This window comes from Odoribacter sp. AF15-53, from assembly GCF_003479425.1.
Lineage (GTDB): Bacteria > Bacteroidota > Bacteroidia > Bacteroidales > Marinifilaceae > Butyricimonas.
In genome coordinates this window covers 87,143-111,008 of the sequence record NZ_QUHC01000002.1, presented here as the reverse complement: position 1 = coordinate 111,008, position 23,866 = coordinate 87,143, and the positions used below count along the sequence as shown (strand labels likewise).

General features: G+C 39.4%; 15 protein-coding genes. 14 read left to right on the top strand and 1 reads right to left on the bottom strand.

Features of this window, described 5'->3' with window-relative positions; translation table 11 throughout:
- Positions 1 to 89 precede the first annotated feature (89 nt).
- The gene (locus DWW52_RS05125) at positions 90 to 665 is read left to right on the top strand and encodes an RNA polymerase sigma factor (protein WP_233556704.1); all 576 of its coding nucleotides are present in this window, start codon (positions 90 to 92) and stop codon (positions 663 to 665) included.
- An 8-nt stretch (positions 666 to 673) separates the two neighbouring features.
- On the opposite strand, the gene DWW52_RS05120 is transcribed toward DWW52_RS05125, so the two are convergent.
- Positions 674 to 1,654, bottom strand: coding sequence for an alpha/beta hydrolase (locus DWW52_RS05120; RefSeq protein WP_255418972.1), 981 nt, complete (start codon positions 1,652 to 1,654; stop codon positions 674 to 676).
- 114 nt (positions 1,655 to 1,768) lie between these two features.
- On the opposite strand from DWW52_RS05120, the gene DWW52_RS05115 reads away from it, so the two are divergent.
- The 13 genes from DWW52_RS05115 (at position 1,769) to DWW52_RS05055 (ending at position 23,866) form a co-directional block, all read left to right on the top strand.
- Positions 1,769 to 2,947: a FecR family protein gene (locus tag DWW52_RS05115; protein WP_118714401.1), complete on the top strand. Its 1,179-nt coding sequence runs from the start codon at positions 1,769 to 1,771 to the stop codon at positions 2,945 to 2,947.
- Positions 2,948 to 3,035: 88 nt separating this feature from the next.
- Complete coding sequence (locus DWW52_RS05110; protein ID WP_118714962.1) at positions 3,036 to 6,437, top strand: SusC/RagA family TonB-linked outer membrane protein; 3,402 nt, start codon at positions 3,036 to 3,038, stop codon at positions 6,435 to 6,437.
- 12 nt (positions 6,438 to 6,449) lie between these two features.
- Positions 6,450 to 8,027 (top strand): RagB/SusD family nutrient uptake outer membrane protein, encoded by a 1,578-nt coding sequence (locus tag DWW52_RS05105; protein ID WP_118714400.1) that lies wholly within the window; start codon positions 6,450 to 6,452, stop codon positions 8,025 to 8,027.
- Between the two features lie 19 nt (positions 8,028 to 8,046).
- Positions 8,047 to 8,802, top strand: a complete 756-nt coding sequence (locus DWW52_RS05100) for a DUF4843 domain-containing protein (protein WP_118714399.1) — start codon at positions 8,047 to 8,049, stop codon at positions 8,800 to 8,802.
- A gap of 18 nt (positions 8,803 to 8,820) precedes the next feature.
- The gene (locus tag DWW52_RS05095) at positions 8,821 to 10,416 is read left to right on the top strand and encodes a PKD-like family lipoprotein (protein ID WP_118714398.1); all 1,596 of its coding nucleotides are present in this window, start codon (positions 8,821 to 8,823) and stop codon (positions 10,414 to 10,416) included.
- Between the two features lie 34 nt (positions 10,417 to 10,450).
- Positions 10,451 to 11,380 carry an ABC transporter ATP-binding protein gene (locus DWW52_RS05090; protein WP_118714397.1) on the top strand — a complete coding sequence of 310 codons (930 nt, stop codon included), beginning with the start codon at positions 10,451 to 10,453 and terminating at the stop codon, positions 11,378 to 11,380.
- Positions 11,381 to 11,388: 8 nt separating this feature from the next.
- Complete coding sequence (locus DWW52_RS05085; protein WP_118714396.1) at positions 11,389 to 13,701, top strand: Gldg family protein; 2,313 nt, start codon at positions 11,389 to 11,391, stop codon at positions 13,699 to 13,701.
- A gap of 7 nt (positions 13,702 to 13,708) precedes the next feature.
- A complete protein-coding gene (locus DWW52_RS05080) occupies positions 13,709 to 14,635 on the top strand; it encodes an ABC transporter ATP-binding protein (RefSeq protein WP_118714395.1) in 927 nt (308 codons plus the stop codon).
- Between the two features lie 14 nt (positions 14,636 to 14,649).
- Positions 14,650 to 16,950, top strand: coding sequence for a Gldg family protein (locus DWW52_RS05075; RefSeq protein WP_118714394.1), 2,301 nt, complete (start codon positions 14,650 to 14,652; stop codon positions 16,948 to 16,950).
- 104 nt (positions 16,951 to 17,054) lie between these two features.
- Complete coding sequence (locus tag DWW52_RS05070) at positions 17,055 to 17,606, top strand: RNA polymerase sigma factor (RefSeq protein ID WP_118714393.1); 552 nt, start codon at positions 17,055 to 17,057, stop codon at positions 17,604 to 17,606.
- 53 nt (positions 17,607 to 17,659) lie between these two features.
- The gene (locus DWW52_RS05065; RefSeq protein ID WP_118714392.1) at positions 17,660 to 18,823 is read left to right on the top strand and encodes a FecR family protein; all 1,164 of its coding nucleotides are present in this window, start codon (positions 17,660 to 17,662) and stop codon (positions 18,821 to 18,823) included.
- Positions 18,824 to 18,963: 140 nt separating this feature from the next.
- Positions 18,964 to 22,344, top strand: a complete 3,381-nt coding sequence (locus DWW52_RS05060; RefSeq protein ID WP_158582483.1) for a SusC/RagA family TonB-linked outer membrane protein — start codon at positions 18,964 to 18,966, stop codon at positions 22,342 to 22,344.
- Between the two features lie 10 nt (positions 22,345 to 22,354).
- Positions 22,355 to 23,866, top strand: a complete 1,512-nt coding sequence (locus tag DWW52_RS05055) for a RagB/SusD family nutrient uptake outer membrane protein (protein WP_118714390.1) — start codon at positions 22,355 to 22,357, stop codon at positions 23,864 to 23,866.

Below are 23,866 nucleotides of genomic sequence, written 5' to 3'. Positions count from 1 at the left end.
AACTAATGATATATTACATTAAAGAACTTGTTTAAACGTTCATTTGTTGAGAGAAAAATTATAAATTATGTGTATGTAAAGTGTTGAATGTGAATTTGAAAGAAGATCTGTCATATATTTTAGGTCTACGGCGAAGAGATCCTCGGGTTTATGAGATCGTATTTAAAAAATACTATCCACCACTTGTAGTGTTCGTGATGCGTCATATTGGGGATCAGGATGTTGCGAAAGATATCGTGCAAGATATCTTTTTTAAATTATTTGAAAGCAGTCGTTCTCTCCCGGATGATTTTCAATTAAAATCATGGCTTTATAAAGTTGCTCGAAATGCTGCTGTGGATTATCTTCGTCATTTGGAGGTTGTTGATAAAAATAAATTTTTAGTAGCAGAAGCGATGCTATCTACTGCTGATGTGGATGAAAATATTGATGACGAGGTGTATAGAAAGGTGAATGCAGCTATTGCGAGTTTACCGGAACAATGTCGGTTAATAATTCAATTGAATGTGCTAGAAGGGAAGAAGTATCTTGAAATCGCAGAAGAGTTAGGTATTTCTATCAATACAATTCGCACGCAAGTTGCTCGGGGGTATAAGAAAATGCGTGAATTACTTTCTGCGGAAGGAGATTCTTTAACCTTGCTTTTTATGTGTTTTGAGGAGTAGATATAACCTTATCGTTGGAGATGTTGTTCTATAAATTTCCGGATTCGATATATGTTTTCCGGGGTAACAAATTCTTCACTGTAATGTCCGGCTCCTTCAATCTGGTCCAGTTCGCAAATAGAAGAACCGAATTTTTGAATTAATGTATTCCAGAAAGAAATAGATTGTTGGGGGGATACGAGGAAATCTTTTGTTCCATGTTGTAATAATATAGGTGCGGTATAGTTCGCTTGTTCGATGTAGGTAATCGGACTAACTTGTTTTACAAGTTTTGTGTCTTGAAAAATATTTTGTTTGAACATCAGGTAAGGGAATTGTTTGTATAGGAAATGGGGTAATATTTTCCCGGCTAATGTTAATGCTGATGATTCGTTTTCAAAAGCTGCGAAATTGCTTATGCCGAACCAACTGATGACAACCTGTACTTTAGTGTCGTGTTCCATGTACCCGAAAGTTGGGTCTTCCAATTCCTTTACCCCGTCTGTAAGGGCCATAAGTTCAACGAGATGTCCCCCGGCTGAATCTCCCCATAACACGATACGGTTCGTGTCGAGTTGATACTCGGAGGCATGAGCTTTCAGATAGCGAACAACAGCTTTGATGTCGTGTATGTGTGCGGGCCATTTGTGTAAAGGACTAAGACGATAGTTTGCCCCGATTATAGCATATCCGTGCTGTAGAAAAGAGAGTGGCGGATACATGCATCCTTGTCGTTTTCCTCCAAGTACCCATGCCCCGCCATGAATGTAGATAATAACGGGATAAGGTCCAGGATGATTTTCGGGCAAGTAAATATCCATTTTTTGAAATATGGATTGTTTTCCGTAGGGAATATCCAGAAATTTCTTGGGATATGGTTTGGTATTAAAAGGTTTTATATAGGCTTGATAGAGTTGTTGCATGTTTTTCTTGCGTAACAACCGTTGAAGGGACTGCTGTTGATAGTCGTTTAAAATCATTCTTTTACAGGCTTGTTGGTTGGTACAAATATAATAATGATATAATAAAATTATATTTTTTTCGTGTTACAAGAAAATTAATTAAAAATCTTGTCACACAAAATAAGTGTCTCCCCGTTATAGGAATGTTATTATGTGAAAGCTATGGATAAAAAAGTAATATCAGCTCATTTAATCTACCGGAAAATAGAGGGGAAACTTTCTACTACGGAAGAGGAACGTTTTGATACATGGTTGAGAGAGAGTCGGGAACACCGGGAGTATTACGAACGGATGCGGAAGTTGTATCAAGAGGAAGGAGTACGGGTGATTACCAACGAGGAAAAACAAGAAGCTTGGGGTACGTTTGAGAAGCAAATGAAGGGACAATGCCTAGTGGAACGGAAACGGCGTTGGATGTGGGGTATGAGTGCAGCAGCTTCAGTTATTGTTGTGTTCAGTTGTTGTTTGTTCGTGTATTATCGTTCAGGGATGGAAAAGCAGGAACGAGTGGCAACCATGCAGAAAATTGTTCCGGGACAGTACAGTGCCGTGTTGGAAATGGCGGATGGGTCTACTTACCGTTTGGGAGAGCGACAATGTTCGCTTCTGGAGAAGACTGGTAACCAGATAAATGTGGATAGTTCTATATTGAGTTATTTGCCGGGACATGTGGGACGGGATTCTTTAAAAGAGATTGTTTACAACAAGTTAAGCGTCCCTAAAGGAGGGGAATACCGGGTTGAATTAGAAGATGGTACGAAAGTGTGGATTAACTCGGCATCTCGTTTACGATATCCCGTGATATTTTCGGGAGATACCCGGGAGGTATATTTGGAAGGAGAGGCGTATTTTGAAGTACGAAAGGATGTGGGGAGACCTTTTATTGTTCATTCCGGGGGACAGAAAGTAACCGTGTTGGGGACGAGTTTCGGGATTACTTGTTATGCTAGCGAGGTAAATGATTATACGACTTTGGTATCGGGAAAGGTGAACGTCGAGTTTGGGCAGGGAAATCAGAGTTTCGTGTTGGAACCGGGAATGCAGGTGGCGTACAACAAGGCGAGTGGGGCGGTGACGGAAAGGAAGGTGGATGTTGCCGAATTTGTGGCCTGGAAAGAAGGTAAGTATGTTTTTAAACAGAAGCGTTTAGAGGATATTCTTTCTACGTTGTCAAGATGGTATGATTTTGACGTTTTCTATCAGAATACAGATGTGAAAGATGTTTTATTTTCCGGAGAATTGAGGCGGTTCGAAGATTTTGGTTATTTGTTACGACTGATTGAAAGAACAAGTGATGTTAAATTTATTATAGATAAAAAAGTAGTGCGAGTGATGAGATAGAATGAAACAGGAGAATACGGCAATATTCCCCTGTCGCATAAATAAGCCGGCAAGCTTATTTGATTGTTTAATTTTACAACACAAATTTATGAAAAAAAGAGGTAAACTGTACACGCCTTTTCAAAAAAGGTGGTATCAAAAAATTCTTTTGTTGATGAAAAATCTTTGTATCTTTTTGCTGGTATTCAATTTCGGGTTGAATGCAGCAGTTCATTCTCAAAATCAGCGAGTCAGCATTGATTTGAAAAATGCGGGCATCGAGGAGTTGATTGTAGCGATCAAGAGTCAGTGTGATATGGGATTCTTGTATGATTACAACAAGACAAAAGTCGTGAAGAATATCACGGTGAGTATGCAAAATGCGTTGTTATCGGAAGTGTTGACACAGGCGTTGAAGGGGACCGGTTTCATTGCGGATATCGAGAATAATATGATTATTATCAAGGAGGCTCCATTAAATCAGCAGAAAGAGGCCCGTACGATTAAGGGAAGGGTAACGGATAATAAAAAGACCCCCTTGCTGGGAGTAACCGTGTTGATAAAAGGAACTTCGATCGGGGTGGTGACTGATACGGTCGGGATGTACAAGATTACGTTACCGGATCAGAAAGATATCACGTTGTTATTTTCGTTTATCGGTATGGTTTCGAAAGAGGTGAACGTGGTGAACCAGAAAGAGATTAACGTGGTTCTGGAAGAGGATGTTGAAAAATTGGATGAGGTGGTTGTTACTGGTTATTCGAATATTAAGAAGTCCAGTTTTACAGGGAACGCTACGGCCGTGACGAGAGACGAGTTGATGAAAACTAATAATAAAAATATTATTAGTGCGATTCAGGCTTTTGATCCGTCTTTCCGGATTCGTGAGAATTCATTATGGGGATCGGATCCTAACGCATTGCCCGAGTTTAATATTCGTGGAGAATCAAGTATCGGGATGAAGAAAGGATTGGATATTGAACAGATGAAGCAAGAGCAACATACAGACTTGAAAGATAACCCCAATCTCCCGATATTTATCATGGATGGTTTTGAAGTTGACGTGCAGAAGGTTTACGATATGGATATGAATCGGGTGGAGAGTCTTACTATATTGAAGGATGCTGCCGCCACAGCCATGTACGGATCTCGTGCAGCGAATGGGGTTGTGGTTATCACGACGATAGCCCCGAAACCGGGACAATTGATGGTGAGTTATAATGGTACTTTTTCATTGGAATTACCAGATTTATCCGACTATAATGTATGTAATGCTGCGGAGAAACTTGAACTGGAGCGTTTGTGTGGAGTTTATGACTCTAATGAAGCCCTTGCAGTGGAAAATGAATTGGCATATAACGCTTTGTTACAACAAGTTTTAAGAGGATATGATACGGATTGGATGGCTCAGCCTTTGCGTAACGCATTTAATCATAAGCATAGTATTTACGTGGAAGGAGGGGTTGAGAGTATTCGCTATGGGGTTGATTTGAAGTATGAGACAAACGGGGGAGTTATGAAAGGCTCATATCGGGATAGAATGGGTGCCGGATTAACTTTGGATTATCGTTATAAGAAATTGCAGATTCGTAATTATGTTTCTTATAATTCAACACGTTCAGAGAATTCTCCCTATGGGAATTTTAGTGAATATGTTGATATGATGCCTTACTGGAGAATTTATGACGATGAAGGTAAATTGATACAATCTTTTCGGCCGATGTCGGGAGGTGATATTGCCAATCCGTTATATAGTGCAACGTTAGATAGCTATAGTGGTAAAAGTAAATATAACGAGTTGATAGATAATTTAAATATTAATTGGTATTTAGCAGAAGGCCTGCAATTTAAAGGTCAATTTAGTATTACGAAAACAGATCAGAAGACGGAAACATTTAAAGATCCCCGTGATCCCTATTTTGATACTGATAGGATATTTGATAAAATTGATGAAATCGGACAATTGGATCGGGATTTGTCTGAAGGATATAATTGGACTGCAAAAGGTCTTTTTTTATATAATCGTCAATTTAAGAAACATTTTATTAATGCTACAGCTGGAGTTGAAGCGGTAGAATCTCATTCTTCTTCTAATAGTATGAGATATCAGGGTTTCCCAATGGGATCCGTACATTCTTCTGAATTTGCTGCCAAGCAAAAAGATAAAACAAAACATAGCGAGACAAATTCCCGTTTATTCGGGTTATTGGCGAGTGTGAATTATTCGTATAATGATATCTATCTTTTCGATGGTTCTTGGCGTCTGGATGGTTCTTCTCAATTTGGGGCAGACAAGCGTTTCGCTCCTTTCTGGTCGGTAGGTGCCGGTATAAATATTCATAATTATGATTTTTTAAAAGATAATGGGATGATAACCCTGTTGAGGGTTCGTGGTTCGTATGGAAGTACCGGTAAAGTAAATTTCCCTTCTTATACGGCAGTAACGACTTATTCTGTAGATAGTGATGCGTGGTATTACACGGGATCGGCTTCTTATCTTTATTATTTAGGAAACGAGAAGTTGAAGTGGGAAACTACTAACACGTTGGATGCGGGAATTGAGTTCGGTTTGTGGAACGGGTTATTGGATGTGAAGGCAAATTATTACCATAAAGAGACAGAGGATATGATTGATGAAACATCTATTCGTCAGTCTTCTGGTTTTACTACTTATTATTCGAATGCGGGAACAGTTGTCAATAAAGGTTTTGAATTTGACTTGCGGGCAACCGTGTATCGGGATAAAGATTGGATGGTGACGGTTATTGGTAATGTTGCAACAAATCGTAATGAAATAACGAAACTGGGTAAAGCGGCAGAGGCTTATAATAAAGCTTTGGATGAAAATTATAATACCACGTTTGAAGGAGGTTATTACGCGGAATTACGTAGTGCTCCCTTGAAACGATATACTGTTGGTGCATCGACGACAGCTATTTATGCTGTTCGTTCTGCTGGTATTGATCCTGCTAATGGTAAAGAGAAGTTTATTAAAAAGAATGGAACCAGTACGTACACTTGGGATGCAAATGATCAGGTTGTTGTGGGAGATGAGACTCCTGATGCTCAAGGGGCTTTCGGGTTGAATGTTTCGTATAAAGGGTTTTTCTTGAATGCCTCTTTTCTTTTTCAATGGGGGGGACAAACTTATAATGAGACTTTGATCAATCGGGTAGAAAATGCTGATATTACGCATAAGAATGTGGATAAACGAGTGTTAGCCGAACGTTGGAAACAAGCGGGAGATAAAGTTCCTTATTATGATATTCGTGAAAAACCGTATGTTCGTCCGACTTCCCGTTTCGTGCAAGATTATAATTATTTGTCGTTTAATGGTCTTTCTATAGGTTATGATTTCCCGGTTAATTTAATAAGTAAATGGCGTTTGGCTTCTTTAGGACTGCGCTTTAACGCGAATGACTTGGGACGTTGGTCTAGCGTGAAGGAAGAACGAGGAATTAGTTATCCATATGCAAAGAACTATAGTTTAACCTTGAATGTCAGATTCTAAAAACAAAAAAGGATGAAAACATATATAAAATTATTATTATTTGGAATTGCTTCCCTTCTTTCTTCTTGTGAAAGTTGGTTGGATCTGAAACCGGTAACTCAAGCCACTGAAGACGAGATTTTTAGTACGGCAGAAGGATATCGTTCAACATTGAATGGTTTGTATAAAAACATGGGTAAATCATCGTTGTATGGAATGAATTTGTCTTTTGCGATGCTAGATGGTTTTTCGCAACAATATGATTTGAGTCCGGAGAATAACGGAATGGATGAATTTCAAGCCTATGGAGCTATGAATTATAGTCAGACTGGAGTTGCTTCACGTATTGAAGCGACTTGGTTGGCTGCTTATAATGTTGTAGCTAATGCGAATAATTTAATTCAAAATCTTATAGAAAATACAACCCCGGAATTATTTGAATTTGGTGAAGTGGAACGAAATATGATTTTGGGAGAAGCTTATGCTTGTCGGGCATTGATGCAATTTGATATGTTACGATTGTTTGCCCCGGCTCCGATAAGCGATGATGGAGCAAATTATGTCCCTTATGTAGAGCAATATCCGAACATTCAACCGGCTGGTATATCCGTGAACGAGTGTATTAATAAAGTCATTACCGATTTGGAACGGGCCAGAGAGCTTGTGTATGATTTTGACACATCAGCACTGGCAATGAATGCCGTGTGTACGGGAGATGCTCGGTTTTATAACAAATTTCCTACTTTTACAGAATTGGCTAGTAAACCAAGTGCATTGAGTAGTTTTTTCAAAGGGAGAGGATATCGATTAAATTATTATTCCATGACGGCTTTATTAGCGAGAGCCTATCAATATGCTGGAAAATATGATGAGGCTTTTGAGGCGGCTGATGATGTGTTAAAGTTTAAATATGAAGCCAGTCAATGGGATAAATTTACTTTCTACGAGTTTAAGACAACGGGTATTATGACCGGAATGGATAATAAATTTTCAACTTTTGAAGGTAAATCCAATTTACGTTTGGTTGATAATTTAATTTTTGCGGTGTATAATGAAAAAGCATACGATGAATTAGGACTTGGGACGTATTTCATGAAAGAATCCGGAGGTAGCCATGGACAATATTTTGTTGTAAAAACAAATAGTATTTTTAAGTCCAGTACAGGAGTTGATGAGAGCGGAAGCGATATTCGTTTTACTAAAATGATTTTTTTGGCTAATGATAAACAACCGCTTTCCGGTAAATGGTTCTGTCATGATGATGAGGCAAAACGTAAAGCAAATGTGACCATACTTCCTGTTATCCGGGGTACGGAAATGCAATATATTATGGCAGAGTGTTATGCTCGTAAAGGAATTTGGACGGAAGCCGCAAAAATATTGAATGAGATTCGTCATGCAAGAGGATGTTGGGATGATGTTTCTTTTAATACTTGGGAAGATTTTGTAAAAGAACTGGTTGTTGATGCTCGCCGAGAGTGGATTTCTGAGGGACAATTGTTCTATTTATATAAACGTTTGAATGCAGAAGTTGATTTTGGAAAAGGAGAAAAACGTCCATTTAAACGTCAAGAAGCGGTTGTTCCAATGCCAGAGAGCCAATCCATGTAGAATTAAAAAATGACGTGAGATGAAAAAACGATATATAATATTGATGTTGTTATTGACTGTTGCGTTTGGATCATGTGACAGAAGAGAAATTGAGATTTTTGCAGATGGTAACGAAATTTATTTCGAGAAGTTTTATATTAATGAAGTGTATCCGGGATTAGCGCAGGCTGATTCTACTATAGCTTCCTTCTTCTTTTATCCTGATGGAGTGCAGGATATCGAGGCTCCTTTGACCCTGTTACTTTCAGGAGATACATTGAAAGAAGATCAAGCTTTTCAGTTGCGAGTGATTGAAAAGGAGACAACGGCTAATCCGGATGAATATACAATAGATCCTGAATATATTTTTCATGCAAATACAGTTAGTAAAGATTCGAATGATGTACGTGATGTGATCAAAATAAAATTTCATCGAAGTGATCGACTTGAATCGATGCCTAATGGTGTGACTTTGGTTGTCGAGATTGTTCCGAATGAGAATTTGAAATTAGGTCAGATAGAACGTACTCGGGCTAAATTGATTCTAACAACAGCAACAGCCCAACCTGCGTGGTGGGATGATGAAGTTGCAGATAATTTGTTAGGAGAGTATTCTGCTAAAAAGTATAAGTTGTTTTTAAATGAAATTGATAAAAAAGCAGAAATGAACGAAACGTTGATCTCGGAACATCCGGATCGGGCAATTCAATTGACTCTTGAATTTAAAAATTGGTTGTTGAAGCAGAATCCCGTAATCCTGGATGAAGATGGAGAACCGATGAAAGTTGCGTTATAATTTTAAAATAGATCATTTATGAAAACTAAGTATATATTCTTATCATTACTTTTTACCTGTTTTTTAGCGGGATGTTTTGAAGATGAGGGGAATTACACGTATTTACCGGATTCAGCTCCAATTTTTCTTTTTAAAAATCCCAATCATTTGTACTGTTATGAAGGAGATACTACGATTATGGAAGGAAAATTCCGGTTCAATACTCCTGATTCATTAGAGAGAATGAATGATTTGAGTTATGAGTGGAAGATTGGTGGTGTCGTTTTGTGTACGGAAAAGGATTTTAATACACCGACGGATAAAGCCATGGAAATGCTGGGGCTTACAGAGTTTCCGGAGTCCTTTATAACCGGAACTTATTCTGTTATTGAGAATTCGACTGGTATATCGTACATGACGAAGGTGTTTTATAATTTTGTTCCTAAATACGGGAAAGGAAATTGGATGATTCTTTCTAAAGATGGTGGTAATTCCAAGCTTTCTTATCAACGATTGATTAAGAAAAATAACGGGAATAAAGTGGATACGATTTTTGAGAATACGTTAGGGATTTTTCAGAAAGTTAATGGAGAAGTGATTCCAGGAAATCCTCGAAAGTTGTTAGACCATAAGGCTCCTTCTATTTCTGTTTATTCTTTAGCTACTTTAGTTTTAACAGATAAAGTTGCTTATGAAATTAGTAATGAAAGTTTGAAAAAAGCTAGTGATTTAAAAGATGAATTTTTAAGTGGGATTCCTGCTAATTTTAGTGTTGTTGATGCTTTTTATTCAGATCGGATTACATTTTTGGTTGCGGAAGACGGACGTTTATTTCGTCGATTATTTTCTGAGAATTATTTAGGAGGGAAATTTTTGACGGAACCTTACGAGATAGATAGTAAAGGATACGAGGTTGATTTTATTGGTAACGGACAAACGAGTACCTGGACAAGCGTGCGTTTGGCTTATGATAGAAAGAATCATCGGGTACTGTCTATTAACCAGTCAACAGTTACACCTCCGATGGGAGGAATTTTTCCTGTAACATACGTGGGAACGGGGCATCCCGTGACTCCTTGGGATTTGGGCGAAAATTCGGAAGTTCTGGCATTGGCGGGGAAAGGAGAAGAATGGAATATATATCCGTATACTTCAAAATTATATTGGATTGTTTATAATGAAGCTGGAAAAACTTATATCGGTGATTTTATATTAGATTGTAATCCTCCGGCATATTATGCATTGGCGTTAAATAATTCGTATGTAAAGAAAACGGAATGTCCGGTTCAATTGACAAAGGCTAATAAGATATTGATAACATCTGATAATAGTGCCGGTAACTATGCCAAGATAATTTTTTACACGAAAGGAAATGAACTGCGTTATATTGATTGTGCGAATAATTATCAAGAAAAATTGTTTATGACTTTTGATGATCGAATAACGGCAATACATTATGATATTAGATCTAATAATCATAAAGAGTTTGGAATAGGGTTGGCCAATGGAGATTTTATGCGGGTAGATATTCGGGATAAAAATAATCCTTTTATTATAAAGAAGTCCGTGTTTAATGTGGGGGGGGAGATTGTGGATGTATCCCAAACCGGAACAAGAGATTATTATTCTGAGTAAATAACGTGTTGTATGTAAATCATTGTATATAAGTATGGAAAATTCTATTGTAAGAGTGGAACATTTGTCCCACAGGTACTCTGTGCAGTGGGCAATCAGAGATATTAACTTCGAAATTGATGGTAACGGGGTAGTTGGATTGCTGGGGTCGAATGGTGCGGGGAAGTCCACTACGATGAATATTATTTGCGGGGTGTTGAATCAGACAGAGGGGAATGTGTTTATAAACGGGATAAACCTGCGGGAAAATCCTGTGGAAGCAAAACAATATATCGGTTTTTTGCCCCAACAACCACCGTTGTATACGGATTTGACTGTAGAAGAATATTTGAAACATTCGGCGTTTTTACGGTTAATGCCGGCAGAAGAGGTAGGGAAGGCTGTGGACCGGGCTTTGGAGCGTTGCGCGATCACGCATTTTAGGGATCGTTTGATAAAAAATTTGTCAGGTGGTTACCAGCAACGGGTGGGTATAGCGCAAGCTATCGTGCATAACCCGAAGTTTGTCGTGTTGGATGAACCGACAAACGGGTTGGATCCGAATCAGATCGTGGATATACGGAATTTAATTCGGGAGATAGCCGAGGATCATGCGGTATTGTTATCTACTCATATCTTGTCGGAAGTGCAAGCTATTTGCAACGAAATCAAGATGATAGAGAATGGTAAATTAGTGTTTTCGGGGAGTATGGAAGATTTTGATAATTACGTGGCCCCGGAGAGTTTCGTGATTGAATTCGGGAAAGCTCCCGATGCATCCACGTTGGAAACCTTGTGCGAGAATAAAGGGGTAGAGGCTTTGGGAAACGGGCGTTTTAGAATTTACTTGAAGGAAGATACGGGGATTACAGAGAAGTATGTCGAGGCGAGTGTTGCTAATGATTGGGATTTGAGAGATTTGGTCGTGGAGCGTTGTTCTCTGGATGAGATTTTTGCACAGTTATCGGGAAAAACAAAAAAATAGCAAATAAGATGAAATTAAATAATAATATAAAAACAGCCATTCGTGTGGCTAAAATAGAATTGAATTCGATGTTCTATTCTCCCGTGGCGTGGCTTGTTTTAGTGATATTCGGGTTTCAGATAGGTATGGCGTTTGCCGATGCGTTTGGTGGACAGTTACGCAGTCAGGATATGGGGTATGATTTGTGGCAAGTTACCACGGGAATTTATACGGGTATGAGAGGGATTTTACCCCCGATTCAACGTTATATTTATCTTTATATCCCACTGGTAACGATGGGGTTGATGAGTCGCGAATATCAGAGTGGTTCGATAAAATTATTGTATTCATCGCCCGTGAAGAACGCATCGATTATTTTGGGTAAGTTCTTGTCGATGATGGTGTACGGCTTTGCATTGATTGCCGTTTTGGGTGTATTTGTTGTATTTTCGGCCATAACGATCGTAAATTTTGATTACTTGTTGGTGTTGTCGGGGATATTGGGACTGTATTTGTTGATATTGGCTTATTCGGCCATAGGATTGTTCATGTCCACGATCACGAGATATCAGGTTGTGGCGGCTATCGGGACTTTGGCTGTTCTGGCTGTGTTGAATTTTATTGGGGATGTTGGGCAGGATTACGAGCTTGTGCGAAATATCACGTATTGGTTGTCTATCACCGGGAGGGCTTATCCTTTTATTGACGGGTTGATAGCCAGTGATAACGTGTTTTATTTTTTGATTGTGATCGGTTTCTTTTTGGCATTATCCATTTTGAAATTGAATACGGAGAAGAGTATCATGTCTCTGAAAACAAAGGTATTGAAGTATAGCGGAATTGTGTTGGTAACTTTGATTCTGGGGTATATATCTTCAAATCCTTATACTAAGTTTTATTACGATGCTTCATATACGAAAGAGAACACGTTAGCCAAGGAGAGCCAGGAGGTGATAAAAAATTTGGATGGAGGTTTGACGATCACGACTTACGTGAACCTGCTGGATGAGAATTTTTATAACGGGGTTCCGCGGAATCGAAATAATGATTTTAAACATTTTGAAAAATATGCCCGTTTCAAACCGGATATTAAGATGAAGTATGTTTATTATTACGATAAAGCAAATAATCAGAGTTTGGAATGGCGTTTCCCCAATAAGACAGATGAAGAGCGGGTTGATTTACTGTGTCAAGCTAATAATTTGAGCCGGAAGATGTTCATGACCCCGGAGGAGATTAAAAAAGTGATCGATTTGGGGCCGGAGCATAATAAATTTTTGCGTATCGTGGAACGCGATAATGGGCAAAAGGCCTATTTGAGAATGTATAATGATAATAAGAAACATCCGGATGAAGCGGAAATATCGGCTGCTTTAAAACGTTTTGTTTCTCCTTCTCCCCTGGTGGCTTTTTCTACCGGATACGGCTCTCGTGAGATTGATAACTATGGGGGACGGGGGTATTATTTGTTTGCCAAAGATAAATGGTTTCGTCAATCTCTGTTAAATAACGGTTTTGACACGAAAACGATAGATTTAGATCAAGATCCCTTGGATGATTCTATTGATATATTGGTTATATCGGATTTACGGGAGAGCTTGTCGGATTCCGCCATGTTGAAGGTGCAGGAATATATTGCCAAAGGAGGGAATTTGTTTATTCTCGGTGATTACGGTCGGGGGGAGAATATGAATAAATTGGTATCCTCCTTGGGCGTGAAGTTCTCTGACGGAGTAGTTGTGAATGAAAATGAATTTGCTTCACCAACGGTGACGGTCGGGTATTTTACCGAAGAAGCGGCTAAAAAATATCCCACATATGAAAAATTGCAGAAATATGGTTATGTGGTGGCTTTACCCACGTCATTAGCGTTGGATTATTCTGGTGTTCGGGACTTTGAGGTGACTCCGGTATTGGTTACAGATAAAGAAGCTTGGATCGAGAGAGAAACGACGGATTTCGTGGATGGGAAATTCGAATTTACCCCGGAGATAGGAGAACAAAAAGGCGTTTATACACTTTTGCTCACGATGAACCGGAAGGTTGGAGATCGGGAACAACGGATTGTTATATCGGGAGATGCAGATGTGATTGCTAACGAAGCCCTGACTTCTCAGTTTACAGGTATTGGGGCGTCGAATTACAGTATCATTAATGGTTCATTCCGTTGGTTGTCTTATGATAAATTCCCGGTTGATACGAGAAGGGCTGATTTTATAGATTTGAGTATCAGGTTACCCAAGGGGTGCCGTTCGTGGGTGAACTGGGGATGTATGGGAGTGTTCCCCTTGTTAATAACGGCTTTGGGGGTGATTACAATATTCCGTAGACAACGTAAATAAGAGGATTATGGCAAATAAAATAGTTGAAGTAAAGCATCTTTCACACCGTTATAGCGTGGATTGGGCAATCAAGGATATTAATTTTGAGATTAGTTCAAAAGGGGTGTTTGGTTTACTGGGATCGAACGGTGCCGGGAAATCGACAACCATGAATATTATATGCAACGTGTTGACTCAAACTGAAGGAGACGTTTTTATTAACGGGATAGACCTTCGGAGAGACCCCATAAAAGCTAAAAGATTTATCGGTTTTTTGCCACAGAAAGCTCCGTTACACACGGATATGACCGTGGATGAATACTTGTATCATTGTGCGGATATTCGTTTGATGCCGAAGGCGGAGATTCCTTCGGCTGTCGAGCGAGCGAAAGCTAAATGTGGGATTTCTCATTTCAGTAAACGGGTAATCGGTAATCTTTCGGGGGGATATCAGCAACGGGTAGGTATTGCCCAATCGATTATTCATGATCCGATGTTCGTTATTTTGGATGAACCCACGAACGGGTTGGATCCGAATCAGATTGTTGAAATCAGACGTTTGATCCGAGAGATTGCAGAGGAACGGGCCGTGTTGATATCGACGCATATTTTGCCTGAGGTACAAGCGGCTTGTGATTATATTATGATGATCGAGCATGGAAATATGGTTTTTAAAGGAACGATAGAAGAGTTTAATAACTATATGGATCCTAGTGTTTTGTTGGTTATTATGCACAATGCCCCGCTTGATGATACCGAGTTGTTGAATATAGAGGGGATGGAACGAGTGGAACGTTTGACCAGAACTCGTTTCCGTCTACATTTTAAAGGAGATTCTAATATCGTGAGTCGGGTGGTTCACAAGGCAGTTAGTAATGATTGGCATTTGCGGGAGATTTCTTTGGAAAAAGAGTCTCTGGATAAAGTGTTCGCCAAATTATCAGGAAAATTTTAAAAGTATTTATATTGATGAGGACAATAATGAGAATAATGAAGACAGAACTGAGAGTTTTGTTTTTCTCCCCGATCGCCTGGATGGTATTGATCGTGTTCGGATTTCAGGCGGGATTGGCTTATTGTGACGGATTTAGTGAAGAATTGCGAAGTCAGGCGATGGGATACAGACCCTTTAACGTGACCTATAATTTAATCGGGGGCTTTGATGGGGTGTATTCGCAAATGTTAAACAATCTCTATTTATATATTCCATTGTTGACAATGGGATTGATGAGTCGGGAATTGAGCAGCGGATCCATAAAGTTGCTTTATTCCTCCCCTGTTTCAAATCTGCAAATTGTTTTAGGAAAATATTTATCGGTTATCGTGTATGGTTTGATCCTCGTGGGCGTGTTGTTGATTCCCATGGTCTTTACGATGATTTTTGTGAAAGATGCCGATATCCCATTTATGTTTACCGCATTGTTAGGAGTTTTTATTACTGTATGTGCCTATGCTGCTATCGGGTTATTCATGTCAACGATCACGAAATATCAGGTAGTAGCAGCAATCGGGACGTTGGCAGTTCTAGCCGTGTTAAATTTTATCGGAGGTGTCGGGCAAAACATTGATCTGGTAAGAGATATAACTTATTGGTTGTCGATATCCGGGCGTTCAAAAGTCTTTTTGGAGGGTATGATTTGCAGTAAGGATATTTTTTATTTCTTGCTGGTTATTTTCATGTTTCTTTCTTTTACGTTTATCAAATTGCAAGGGGAACGTTTGAAGCGTTCGGTCTTGAGAAGTAGCATGAGTTATGTGGTGGTTTTGGTGATCGTGTTTATCGTCGGGTATTTTTCGTCTCGTCCGGTGATGATTGCCTATTATGATGCCACGGCTACCAAACGGAATACGTTGACTGAAAATAGTCAGGAGATTATGAAGAAATTCGAGGGAGGGTTGAGTTTAACCACTTATGTCAATTTGTTGGATGATACGTGGTATAATGCTTCTCCTGAAGCGAAGAATTTTGATATGGAAAGGTTTGAACGTTACGTGCGTTTTAAGCCGGATATGGAAGTTAAATATGTCTATTATTATGGTCCGGGGACCAATGCTCACTATGACAAAGTTTACAAGGGCTTGAGTCCCAAGGAACGAATGTTAAAAGTATGCGAGGGGTATGATTATGATCCGGATATGTTTATTTCGGCAGAGGAGGTGAACAAGATGGATGATATTTCTGCCGAGAGAGGGCGTTTTGTACGAGTTTTCAAACGGGATAACGGGAAGAAGGCATATCTACGTGTTTATGAAGATATGTATGTGCATCCGTTTGAAAGCGAGATAACTGCAACTCTCAAAACGTTAGTTGATAAGTCTCCGATGGTGGCTTTCGTTGCCGGGCATGGAGAACGTAGTTATAGTGATTACGGTGAAAAAGGATATGCAGCTTTTGCTCAAAATCCGTCATTCCGAAATTCTTTGATTAATCAGGGATTTCAGGTTCGGGAATTGACACTTGCTCAACCGGTTCCCGAGGATGTGGATGTGTTGGTTTTGTCTGACTTGAAGTCTGCATTGACTTCAGAGGAATATGCAAATTATAGCTCTTTTGTTGATAGGGGGGGAAATTTGGTTATATTGGGAGAGCCTAAACGTCAGGCGAATATGAATCCTTTAATCGAAAAATTAGGATTACGTTTTTCTGAAGGGATTCTAGTAGCTCCAAGTGAACAATATCTGGATGATATTATTGCGGCGAGGATAACAGAGGGAGCACTGAATGCCTCTCCTTATTTTATTCAATTGATTCGGGGAGGAAATACGATAATAACACCTTCTGCTTGTGCTGTTAACGTGATTGATACAACCAAAGGTTTTGAAATTTCACAAGTTTTGGCAACTAACACTCAAGGCTCGTGGATAGAGTATGAAACAACGGATTTTATTAATGAAAAATCGACGATCAATGGTAAGATCGGTGAAGTGGAAAAGTCAAATTCTGTTATGTTATACCTGACTCGTTCCATAAAGGATAAGCCACAACAACGGATTTTTGTTGGTGGAGATGCAGATTGTTTGTCCGTAAAGGAATTATCAACAAACCGGGCTGGATTAAACGGTTCAAATTATAGTTTGATTACAGAAATGTTCCGTAGTCTTTCTTATGACGAGTATCCAATTGATACCAGTCGGGTGCGTCCGCCGGATGATGATTTGTGTCTTTCGCAGGGATCTATGATTTGGGTGAAGGTGTTGTTGATTTGGTTAATTCCGTTGTCGATTATGGCTTGGAGTATTGTGTTTTTGATTCGGAGAAAGAGAAAGTAATATAAGGTACATAGTATAAAGCAAGAGTCGTTCGAGAATTTCGAACGACTCTTGTCCGTATTAAATAAAATCATACCTTTGTGTTAGTTATGTGAAAGTGTACGATGAATATAGACAACGGTTTATTGACCAAGCAAATTTCTTGCGGAGACGAGAAAGCGTTTAAAGTTTTGTATGAAGAGTTTTTTCATGCATTATTGGCCGTTGCCTGTAAATACGTGGAAGTTGAGACGGCGAAGGATATCGTGCAGGATACGTTTTTTAAATTGTGGAGTACTCCTCAAAAATTTGTACAAATAACCGATTTGCGTTTTTATTTGTATCGTTCTGTTCAGAATCAATGTTTGAATTACCTCCGAGATAGAAAAGTGGAAGAAAATTATCGGAATGAGACAGAAATGGTTTCAGAAGATTTTTTCTATAATGTTTTGTTGGAGGAAGAGGTGTTTATTCGTTTACGTGGGGCTATTAATGAACTTCCGGAGAAATACCGGGATGTGATAAATTTGAATTTAGAGGGATTGAGTGATAAGGAAATCGCTCTTCACCTTGGAATATCTTTGGATGCCGTTAAACAACAGAAAAAGAGGGGGAAAGAACAGTTGCGGGAAAAATTGAATCATCCGATGTTAATTTTGTTGATAAATTTCTTATAAATTTTTGTCACTTTTTGAATCGTTCCGTGTCTTGTAAGAAAATAAGATAAACTATGACGGAACGGTATCTACATATTAATCATATTGCCGATTTAATTGCAGCCGAAATCACGGGGAAGATTGATGATGTCGGGCGAGAGGAATTGGAGCGATGGAAAAGTGAATCACCGGAGCATACGCGGTTATACGAGCTTTACCGGTCAGAATATTTTTTTGCTTCCAAACTTGAATTTATTTGTGAATACAGTGAGAAAGAGGCTTTTGATGACTTCACGAAGAAAGTGAATCAAGTAAAAAGCAAGCGGAGACGATTGATTTTTTATCGTTATGCTGCGGCTGTTGTAGTGGTATTTATATTGAGCGGGACGCTTTATTTGAATCTGCGGGAGCCGGAACAAGTTCCGGTAACTGTGACACAGAAAATCCAGCCCGGTTCTTTTAAAGCCATATTGACTCAACCCGATGGGCAAAGAATTGATATTTCCGATACTACTTATCTGGCTTACGTGGAAAAGAATATAGAACTGGATTCCTTGTCCGGGAAGAAAGGTCAACCTAAAGATACCGCGGTTCGTTATCACACGATCTCTATTCCCCGGGGCGGGGAGTACGATCTAACGTTGAGTGATGGCAGTCGTTTGCGGATGAATTCGGAATCGGAAATTCGGATTCCGGTACAATTCTCTAAAAAACAGCGGGATGTGTACATGAGGGGAGAAATCTATTTTGATATAGCCCCGGATGCCCAACATCCTTTCGTGGTACACACTCACCAAGGGAATATCCGGGTATTGGGAACGTCGTTTAACGTGAGGGATTATCAAGATGAGGCGTTTTTGGAGACAACGTTAGTAAGCGGAAAAGTTGCTTTTCAGACGGAAGATAAAGATACTTACTTGAAGCCCGGAGAACAATTGCGCTTGAACAAAGAGAATGGAGAGACGGTTGTTGAAGAAGTGGATGTGCGTCTGTATTGCTCTTGGAAAGACGGGCGTTTTGTTTTTGAAAAGCAACGGTTGGAAAATATTATGAATACGGTGGCCCGGTGGTACAACATCAATGTTTTCTATGAAAACCAGTCGGTTAAAGATATCTTATTCACGGGAAATATCAAACGCTACGGGGATTTGGATCAAGTGATCGAAATGTTGAGATTAATTAATAAAATAGAAATGGAAATCAATGGAAAAAGTGTTTTTGTAAGAAGTAATCCATAAAACAGGTGGTATTACCAGTACCACCTGTTATAATCCTTGAAAAAGGATTCAAGGGAAAAATAATTTATCTAATTCACAAATGTATGAAAAAAAAGTTCAAATGCAAGGGCTGGCCTTCCAGTCTCGGTAACTTTCGTTCTATGAAAATTTTTGTATTATTTATGCTACTTGCGGTGTTTCAAGTAAACGCTAAAGTAAAGTCTCAGGAAACGGCCTTGAGTATCAAGAAAACGAATGCAACATTGATCGACATACTGAAGTCGATCGAGGCCCAAAGTGAATATACTTGCTTGTATAGTCATGGCGATGTGGCCAAAGTAGTGAATTTAACGGTTGACCTGGAAAAGGCCTCAATACAGGAAGTATTAGAGATTTGTTTGAAAGGGACGAAATTAGGGTACAAGATTGTTGACCAGACTATTGTTATCCGTAATTTAACCGAATTGGAGCAACAAAAGGATGAGGTAAAGAAGAGAGGTATCACGGGAAAAGTCACGGATGCTCAAAAAGAACCTCTGCCCGGAGTCACGATTCTGGTTAAGGGAACGACTATCGGGGTTGTGACTGATATCGACGGGAATTATAAAATTACGTTACCCGATCAGAAAGATATAACTTTAGTATTTTCGTTTGTCGGAATGGTTTCTAAGGAGATAAAAGTGACCAATCAAACCGAGATTAACGTGGTGCTGGAAGAAGATGTCGAGAATCTGGAAGAAGTTGTCGTGAACGGTATTTTTACCCGGAAAGCCAGTAGTTTCACGGGGTCCATTGTTTCCGTGACTAAAGAGAAATTGTTACAGGTGAGTAACCAGAATGTTTTCCAGAGTTTGAAGAATCTGGATCCGAGTTTGATGATTTTCGATAATATGGCTTTCGGTTCGGATCCGAACAAAAATCCACAAATGCAATTACGCGGAACTTCATCTTTCAATATAGGTGAGAGTGGGGTCGATTTGAAGGGAACGTACGGGACAGACCCGAATGCCCCGTTGTTTATTCTGGATGGTTTCGAGGCAACAGTGCAAAAAATTATGGACTTGGATATGAATCGGGTAGAGAGCCTGACTATCCTGAAAGATGCCTCGGCTAAAGCTATTTATGGATCAAAAGCGGCAAACGGAGTTATCGTCATTGAAACCAAGAAAACGACAGACGGGGAGTTACGGGTATCGTATACCGGGAGTGTCGATCTTTCTATTCCGGACCTGTCTTCTTATCACTTGACGAATGCGGCGGAAAAGTTAGAGGTGGAAAAGGATGCCGGTTTGTATGATAGTGATAAATATGATCCCACGGGATTACCTAAAAAATACAATCGGGTATTATCTGCCGTGTTAGCTGGGGTAGATACGGATTGGTTAGCTAAACCTTTACGTACGGGTGTTGGGACCAAACATACTTTGTCCGTGGAATTGGGAAGTAACGATTTGCGCGTGATTGCTGATTTATCTTATAATAATATACAAGGGGTAATGAAAGGGTCTGAACGTGTGAATACGGCTGGTTCTCTTATGGTGTCTTACCGTCATAAGAAATTTAATTTCAGGAATATATTGACAGTCACGTCGAACGTGAGTAATGATTCCCCTTACGGAGAGTTTAATGAATATGCACGCTTGAATCCTTACTGGTCTCCTTATGACGAGAATGGTTTGTTGTCACAGAATATTGCGCTTCAATTTATTGACGATAAAGATAAGGAAACATCCGATGAGTTTGTTCCTAACCCATTGTATAACGCATCATTAAATACTCTTTTGAGGCAAGAATATATTGATGTAACGAATAATGCTTACGTTGAATGGCTTATTAAGCCGGGCTTGAAAGCTACCGGACGTTTCGGGATTTCCGAAAAACGTACTAAAGCAGACGAATTTTATCCGGCCAATCATTTAAAATTTAAAAATTATTCAGATGACGATTATTTCCGTAAAGGGTCATATCAGATAAACGAGGGGGATAATAAAACGATAACCGGGGACTTGAATGTTAACTGGTCGCATGAATGGGGAAAACATTTCGTATTCGGTAACATTGGTTATACTCTTTCGGAAAATACATTTGAAGAAGATATTTATAATGCGGAAGGTTTTCCTAATGATAAAATGAATAATATCATTTTTGCTAAACAGTACACAAAAGATATGAAACCTAGTGGTGTCGAATCGACAACTCGTGAAATGGGTTTTCTAGGAGTTGCCAACTATGCTTATGACAACCGTTTCTTGGTGGATGGTTCGTGGCGGGCGAGTGCTTCCAGTCAATTCGGTAGTAACAGCCGTTGGGGGCAGTTCTGGAGTGTCGGATTGGGGTGGAATATCCATAATGAACGTTGGATGAAGGAAAAATGGCAAAATTTGGAATTGTTGAAATTGAGAGGATCTATCGGGTATACCGGTTCTCAAAGTTCAGATGCTTACGCGTCGATAGCTTCTTATAATTATTTTACGGAACAGACTTATGATAAGTTTTTGGGTGCTTATTTGAAGGGGATGAAAAATGATGATTTACAATGGCAGGAAAAACTCGATTATAATATCGGAATAGACGTGGATATTGCCCATAATTTCACGTTGAAATTCGATTACTATATTTCACAGACTACCAATACTCTAGTAGATTTTACAATTCCTTCTTCAACCGGCTTCACCATGGTGAAAGAAAACGTGGGTGATGTAAAAAATACGGGTTTCGATGCGTATTTAACCTATACGCCTTGGAGAAATATAAAAGAGCGTTCTTTTTTCACTTTGACGGCTGCTGTATCTCATAATAAAAACAAAATCACCGGAATTTCCAATTCCATGGAAGCTTATAACAAAAAGCAAGACGAAAATGCAAGTGATCGTTATGAAAACCGTCCGGTGCAAAAATTTTACGAGGGAGTATCAATGACAGCCATTTGGGCGGTAAAGTCTTTAGGTATCGATCCGGCCACGGGTGATGAGATTTTTCTAAACAAAGACGGGAAACGTACTAATTCTTGGAGTGCGGCAGATATGGTTATATGTGGGGACGAGTTGCCTGATTTTTCCGGTAATGTCGGATTCAATTTCACGTGGAAAGGACTGAGTTTGAATTGCGTGTTTCGCTATCAGTTCGGGGGACAAATGTATAACGAGACCTTGGTTGACCTGGTCGAGAATGCAGACTTGAATTACAACGTGGACAAGAGAGTGTATGACGGACGTTGGCGAAATCCGGGAGATGTTAAACCGTATAAAGCGTTGAATTATGCCTATGTTCAGAAACCTGGTACAAACGAATATGAGAAAAAACAGATTAAAACACAGTTAACTTCTCGTTTCGTTCAGGACCGGAATGACTTAACACTTTCTTCCGTGAACCTCTCCTATGATATGATGAATCATAGTTTTATCAGCAAGATTGGTTTACAAATGCTACGATTCTCGTTCTACATGAATGACGTGTACACGTGGTCGTCCATACGCTTGGAGAGGGGGACATCTTACCCGTTTGCCCGAAGTTTTAATTTTTCATTATCAGCAACATTTTAAATAGAATAACATGAAAGCGATCATAAAAATATCTCTTGTTTTACTCTCTTCGCTTACGATCTCCTGTTCGAGCTGGTTGGACGTGGAACCGAAGACGGAGGTAAAATCAGATATCATGTTTCAGTCTGAAAGCGGTTTTAAAGATGCGATTGTCGGTTGTTACATACTGATGAGTAATAGTTCGATGTATGCCAGAGAACTCACGACTGGTTTCTTGGATGTTATAGCCCAGCAGTATAGTGTCGATCAGAATGGGGGAGATTACTATAGAATAAAAAACTTTGAATATGACCGGGCCGAGTCCATTATTAATCGTATTTGGTCTCAGACGTACACGACTATCGCGAATCTGAATAATATCCTTGAAAATATAGAGAATAAGGAGAATGTTTTACATCCCACGCATTATAGCATTATCAAGGGTGAAGCCTTGGGTTTGCGTGCATTTCTTCATTTCGAATTGTTACGGATGTTCGGGTGGGGTGATTTGGAGAATCACCCGGAGAATTTGAAGCGTGTGTGTATCCCCTATGTGAAAGTATATCTTAAAGAAATTACGAAACAAAATACTGTAGAAGAGGTATTACAATATATTCACCAAGATCTGGAAGAAGCTGCCGTGTTGTTAGAAAAATATGATCCTTGGTCTACAGCCAAGAAAAACGAGACGTATGTTTTGCCTAATGATGATAAATTCTACACGAACCGGATGACTCGTTTCAATTATTGGGCATTACAGGCAACGTTGGCCCGGGTTTACATGTGGGAAGGTAATCGGGATAAAGCACTGTCGGTTGTAGAGAATTTTATCAATAATCGTTCCCAAATTAAAGATCTGGACTGGATTAAGGATCAGACGATTAATAATGACTCGGAATTGGAACGTGATCTGACTTTTTCCACGGAGCATATTTTTCGTTTGGATGTGACGAAGTTATTTGATGGTTTAAGAGATTTGATAGATCCTGAATATAATGCCCCGAATGCTAATCTGAGACTTCTATTTCATGAGCCGAGTTATGCCCAGAAATTGTTTGAGATTGACGAGCATGTCGGGGACTCTGATTATCGTTATACACGTTTATACACGAAAACCTCTTCCAAGTGGTGCGTACGTAAATTTTTTGACAAGGAAAATTATAAATATCCGAACCGGATGCCGTTGATCCGGATGTCCGAGATGTATTACATGGGTGCCGAATGTTTGAATCGCAAGGGGAAAACGAAAGATGCGGTAAAATTGTTGAATGAAGTACGTCGTCACCGGGGCATAGCGGAAAATCTAATGCTTCCCGATGGAATTACCTCCGAGAAACTTACCACGGAAATAGAAAAAGAATGGAAAAAAGAATTTTTGGGGGAAGGACAAATGTTCTATTTCTATAAACGATTGGGATACACAAACTTTCCGAATACATCACTGCCGATCACGGAGAGTGTGTACGTGTTGCCGATACCTGAAGATGAAATCAACGTGGGGGGTAGAGAGCCAAACAGTAGTACTACGGACGAGAAAAAATAA

Coding starts and splice junctions, on each gene's coding strand:
- DWW52_RS05055 (WP_118714390.1), top strand. CDS start 22,355: ATGAAAGCGATCATAAAAATATCTCTTGTTTTACTCTCTTCGCTTACG.
- DWW52_RS05080 (WP_118714395.1), top strand. CDS start 13,709: ATGGCAAATAAAATAGTTGAAGTAAAGCATCTTTCACACCGTTATAGC.
- DWW52_RS05100 (WP_118714399.1), top strand. CDS start 8,047: ATGAAAAAACGATATATAATATTGATGTTGTTATTGACTGTTGCGTTT.
- DWW52_RS05115 (WP_118714401.1), top strand. CDS start 1,769: ATGGATAAAAAAGTAATATCAGCTCATTTAATCTACCGGAAAATAGAG.
- DWW52_RS05085 (WP_118714396.1), top strand. CDS start 11,389: ATGAAATTAAATAATAATATAAAAACAGCCATTCGTGTGGCTAAAATA.
- DWW52_RS05060 (WP_158582483.1), top strand. CDS start 18,964: ATGAAAATTTTTGTATTATTTATGCTACTTGCGGTGTTTCAAGTAAAC.
- DWW52_RS05075 (WP_118714394.1), top strand. CDS start 14,650: ATGAGGACAATAATGAGAATAATGAAGACAGAACTGAGAGTTTTGTTT.
- DWW52_RS05090 (WP_118714397.1), top strand. CDS start 10,451: ATGGAAAATTCTATTGTAAGAGTGGAACATTTGTCCCACAGGTACTCT.
- DWW52_RS05105 (WP_118714400.1), top strand. CDS start 6,450: ATGAAAACATATATAAAATTATTATTATTTGGAATTGCTTCCCTTCTT.
- DWW52_RS05095 (WP_118714398.1), top strand. CDS start 8,821: ATGAAAACTAAGTATATATTCTTATCATTACTTTTTACCTGTTTTTTA.
- DWW52_RS05070 (WP_118714393.1), top strand. CDS start 17,055: ATGAATATAGACAACGGTTTATTGACCAAGCAAATTTCTTGCGGAGAC.
- DWW52_RS05110 (WP_118714962.1), top strand. CDS start 3,036: ATGAAAAAAAGAGGTAAACTGTACACGCCTTTTCAAAAAAGGTGGTAT.
- DWW52_RS05065 (WP_118714392.1), top strand. CDS start 17,660: ATGACGGAACGGTATCTACATATTAATCATATTGCCGATTTAATTGCA.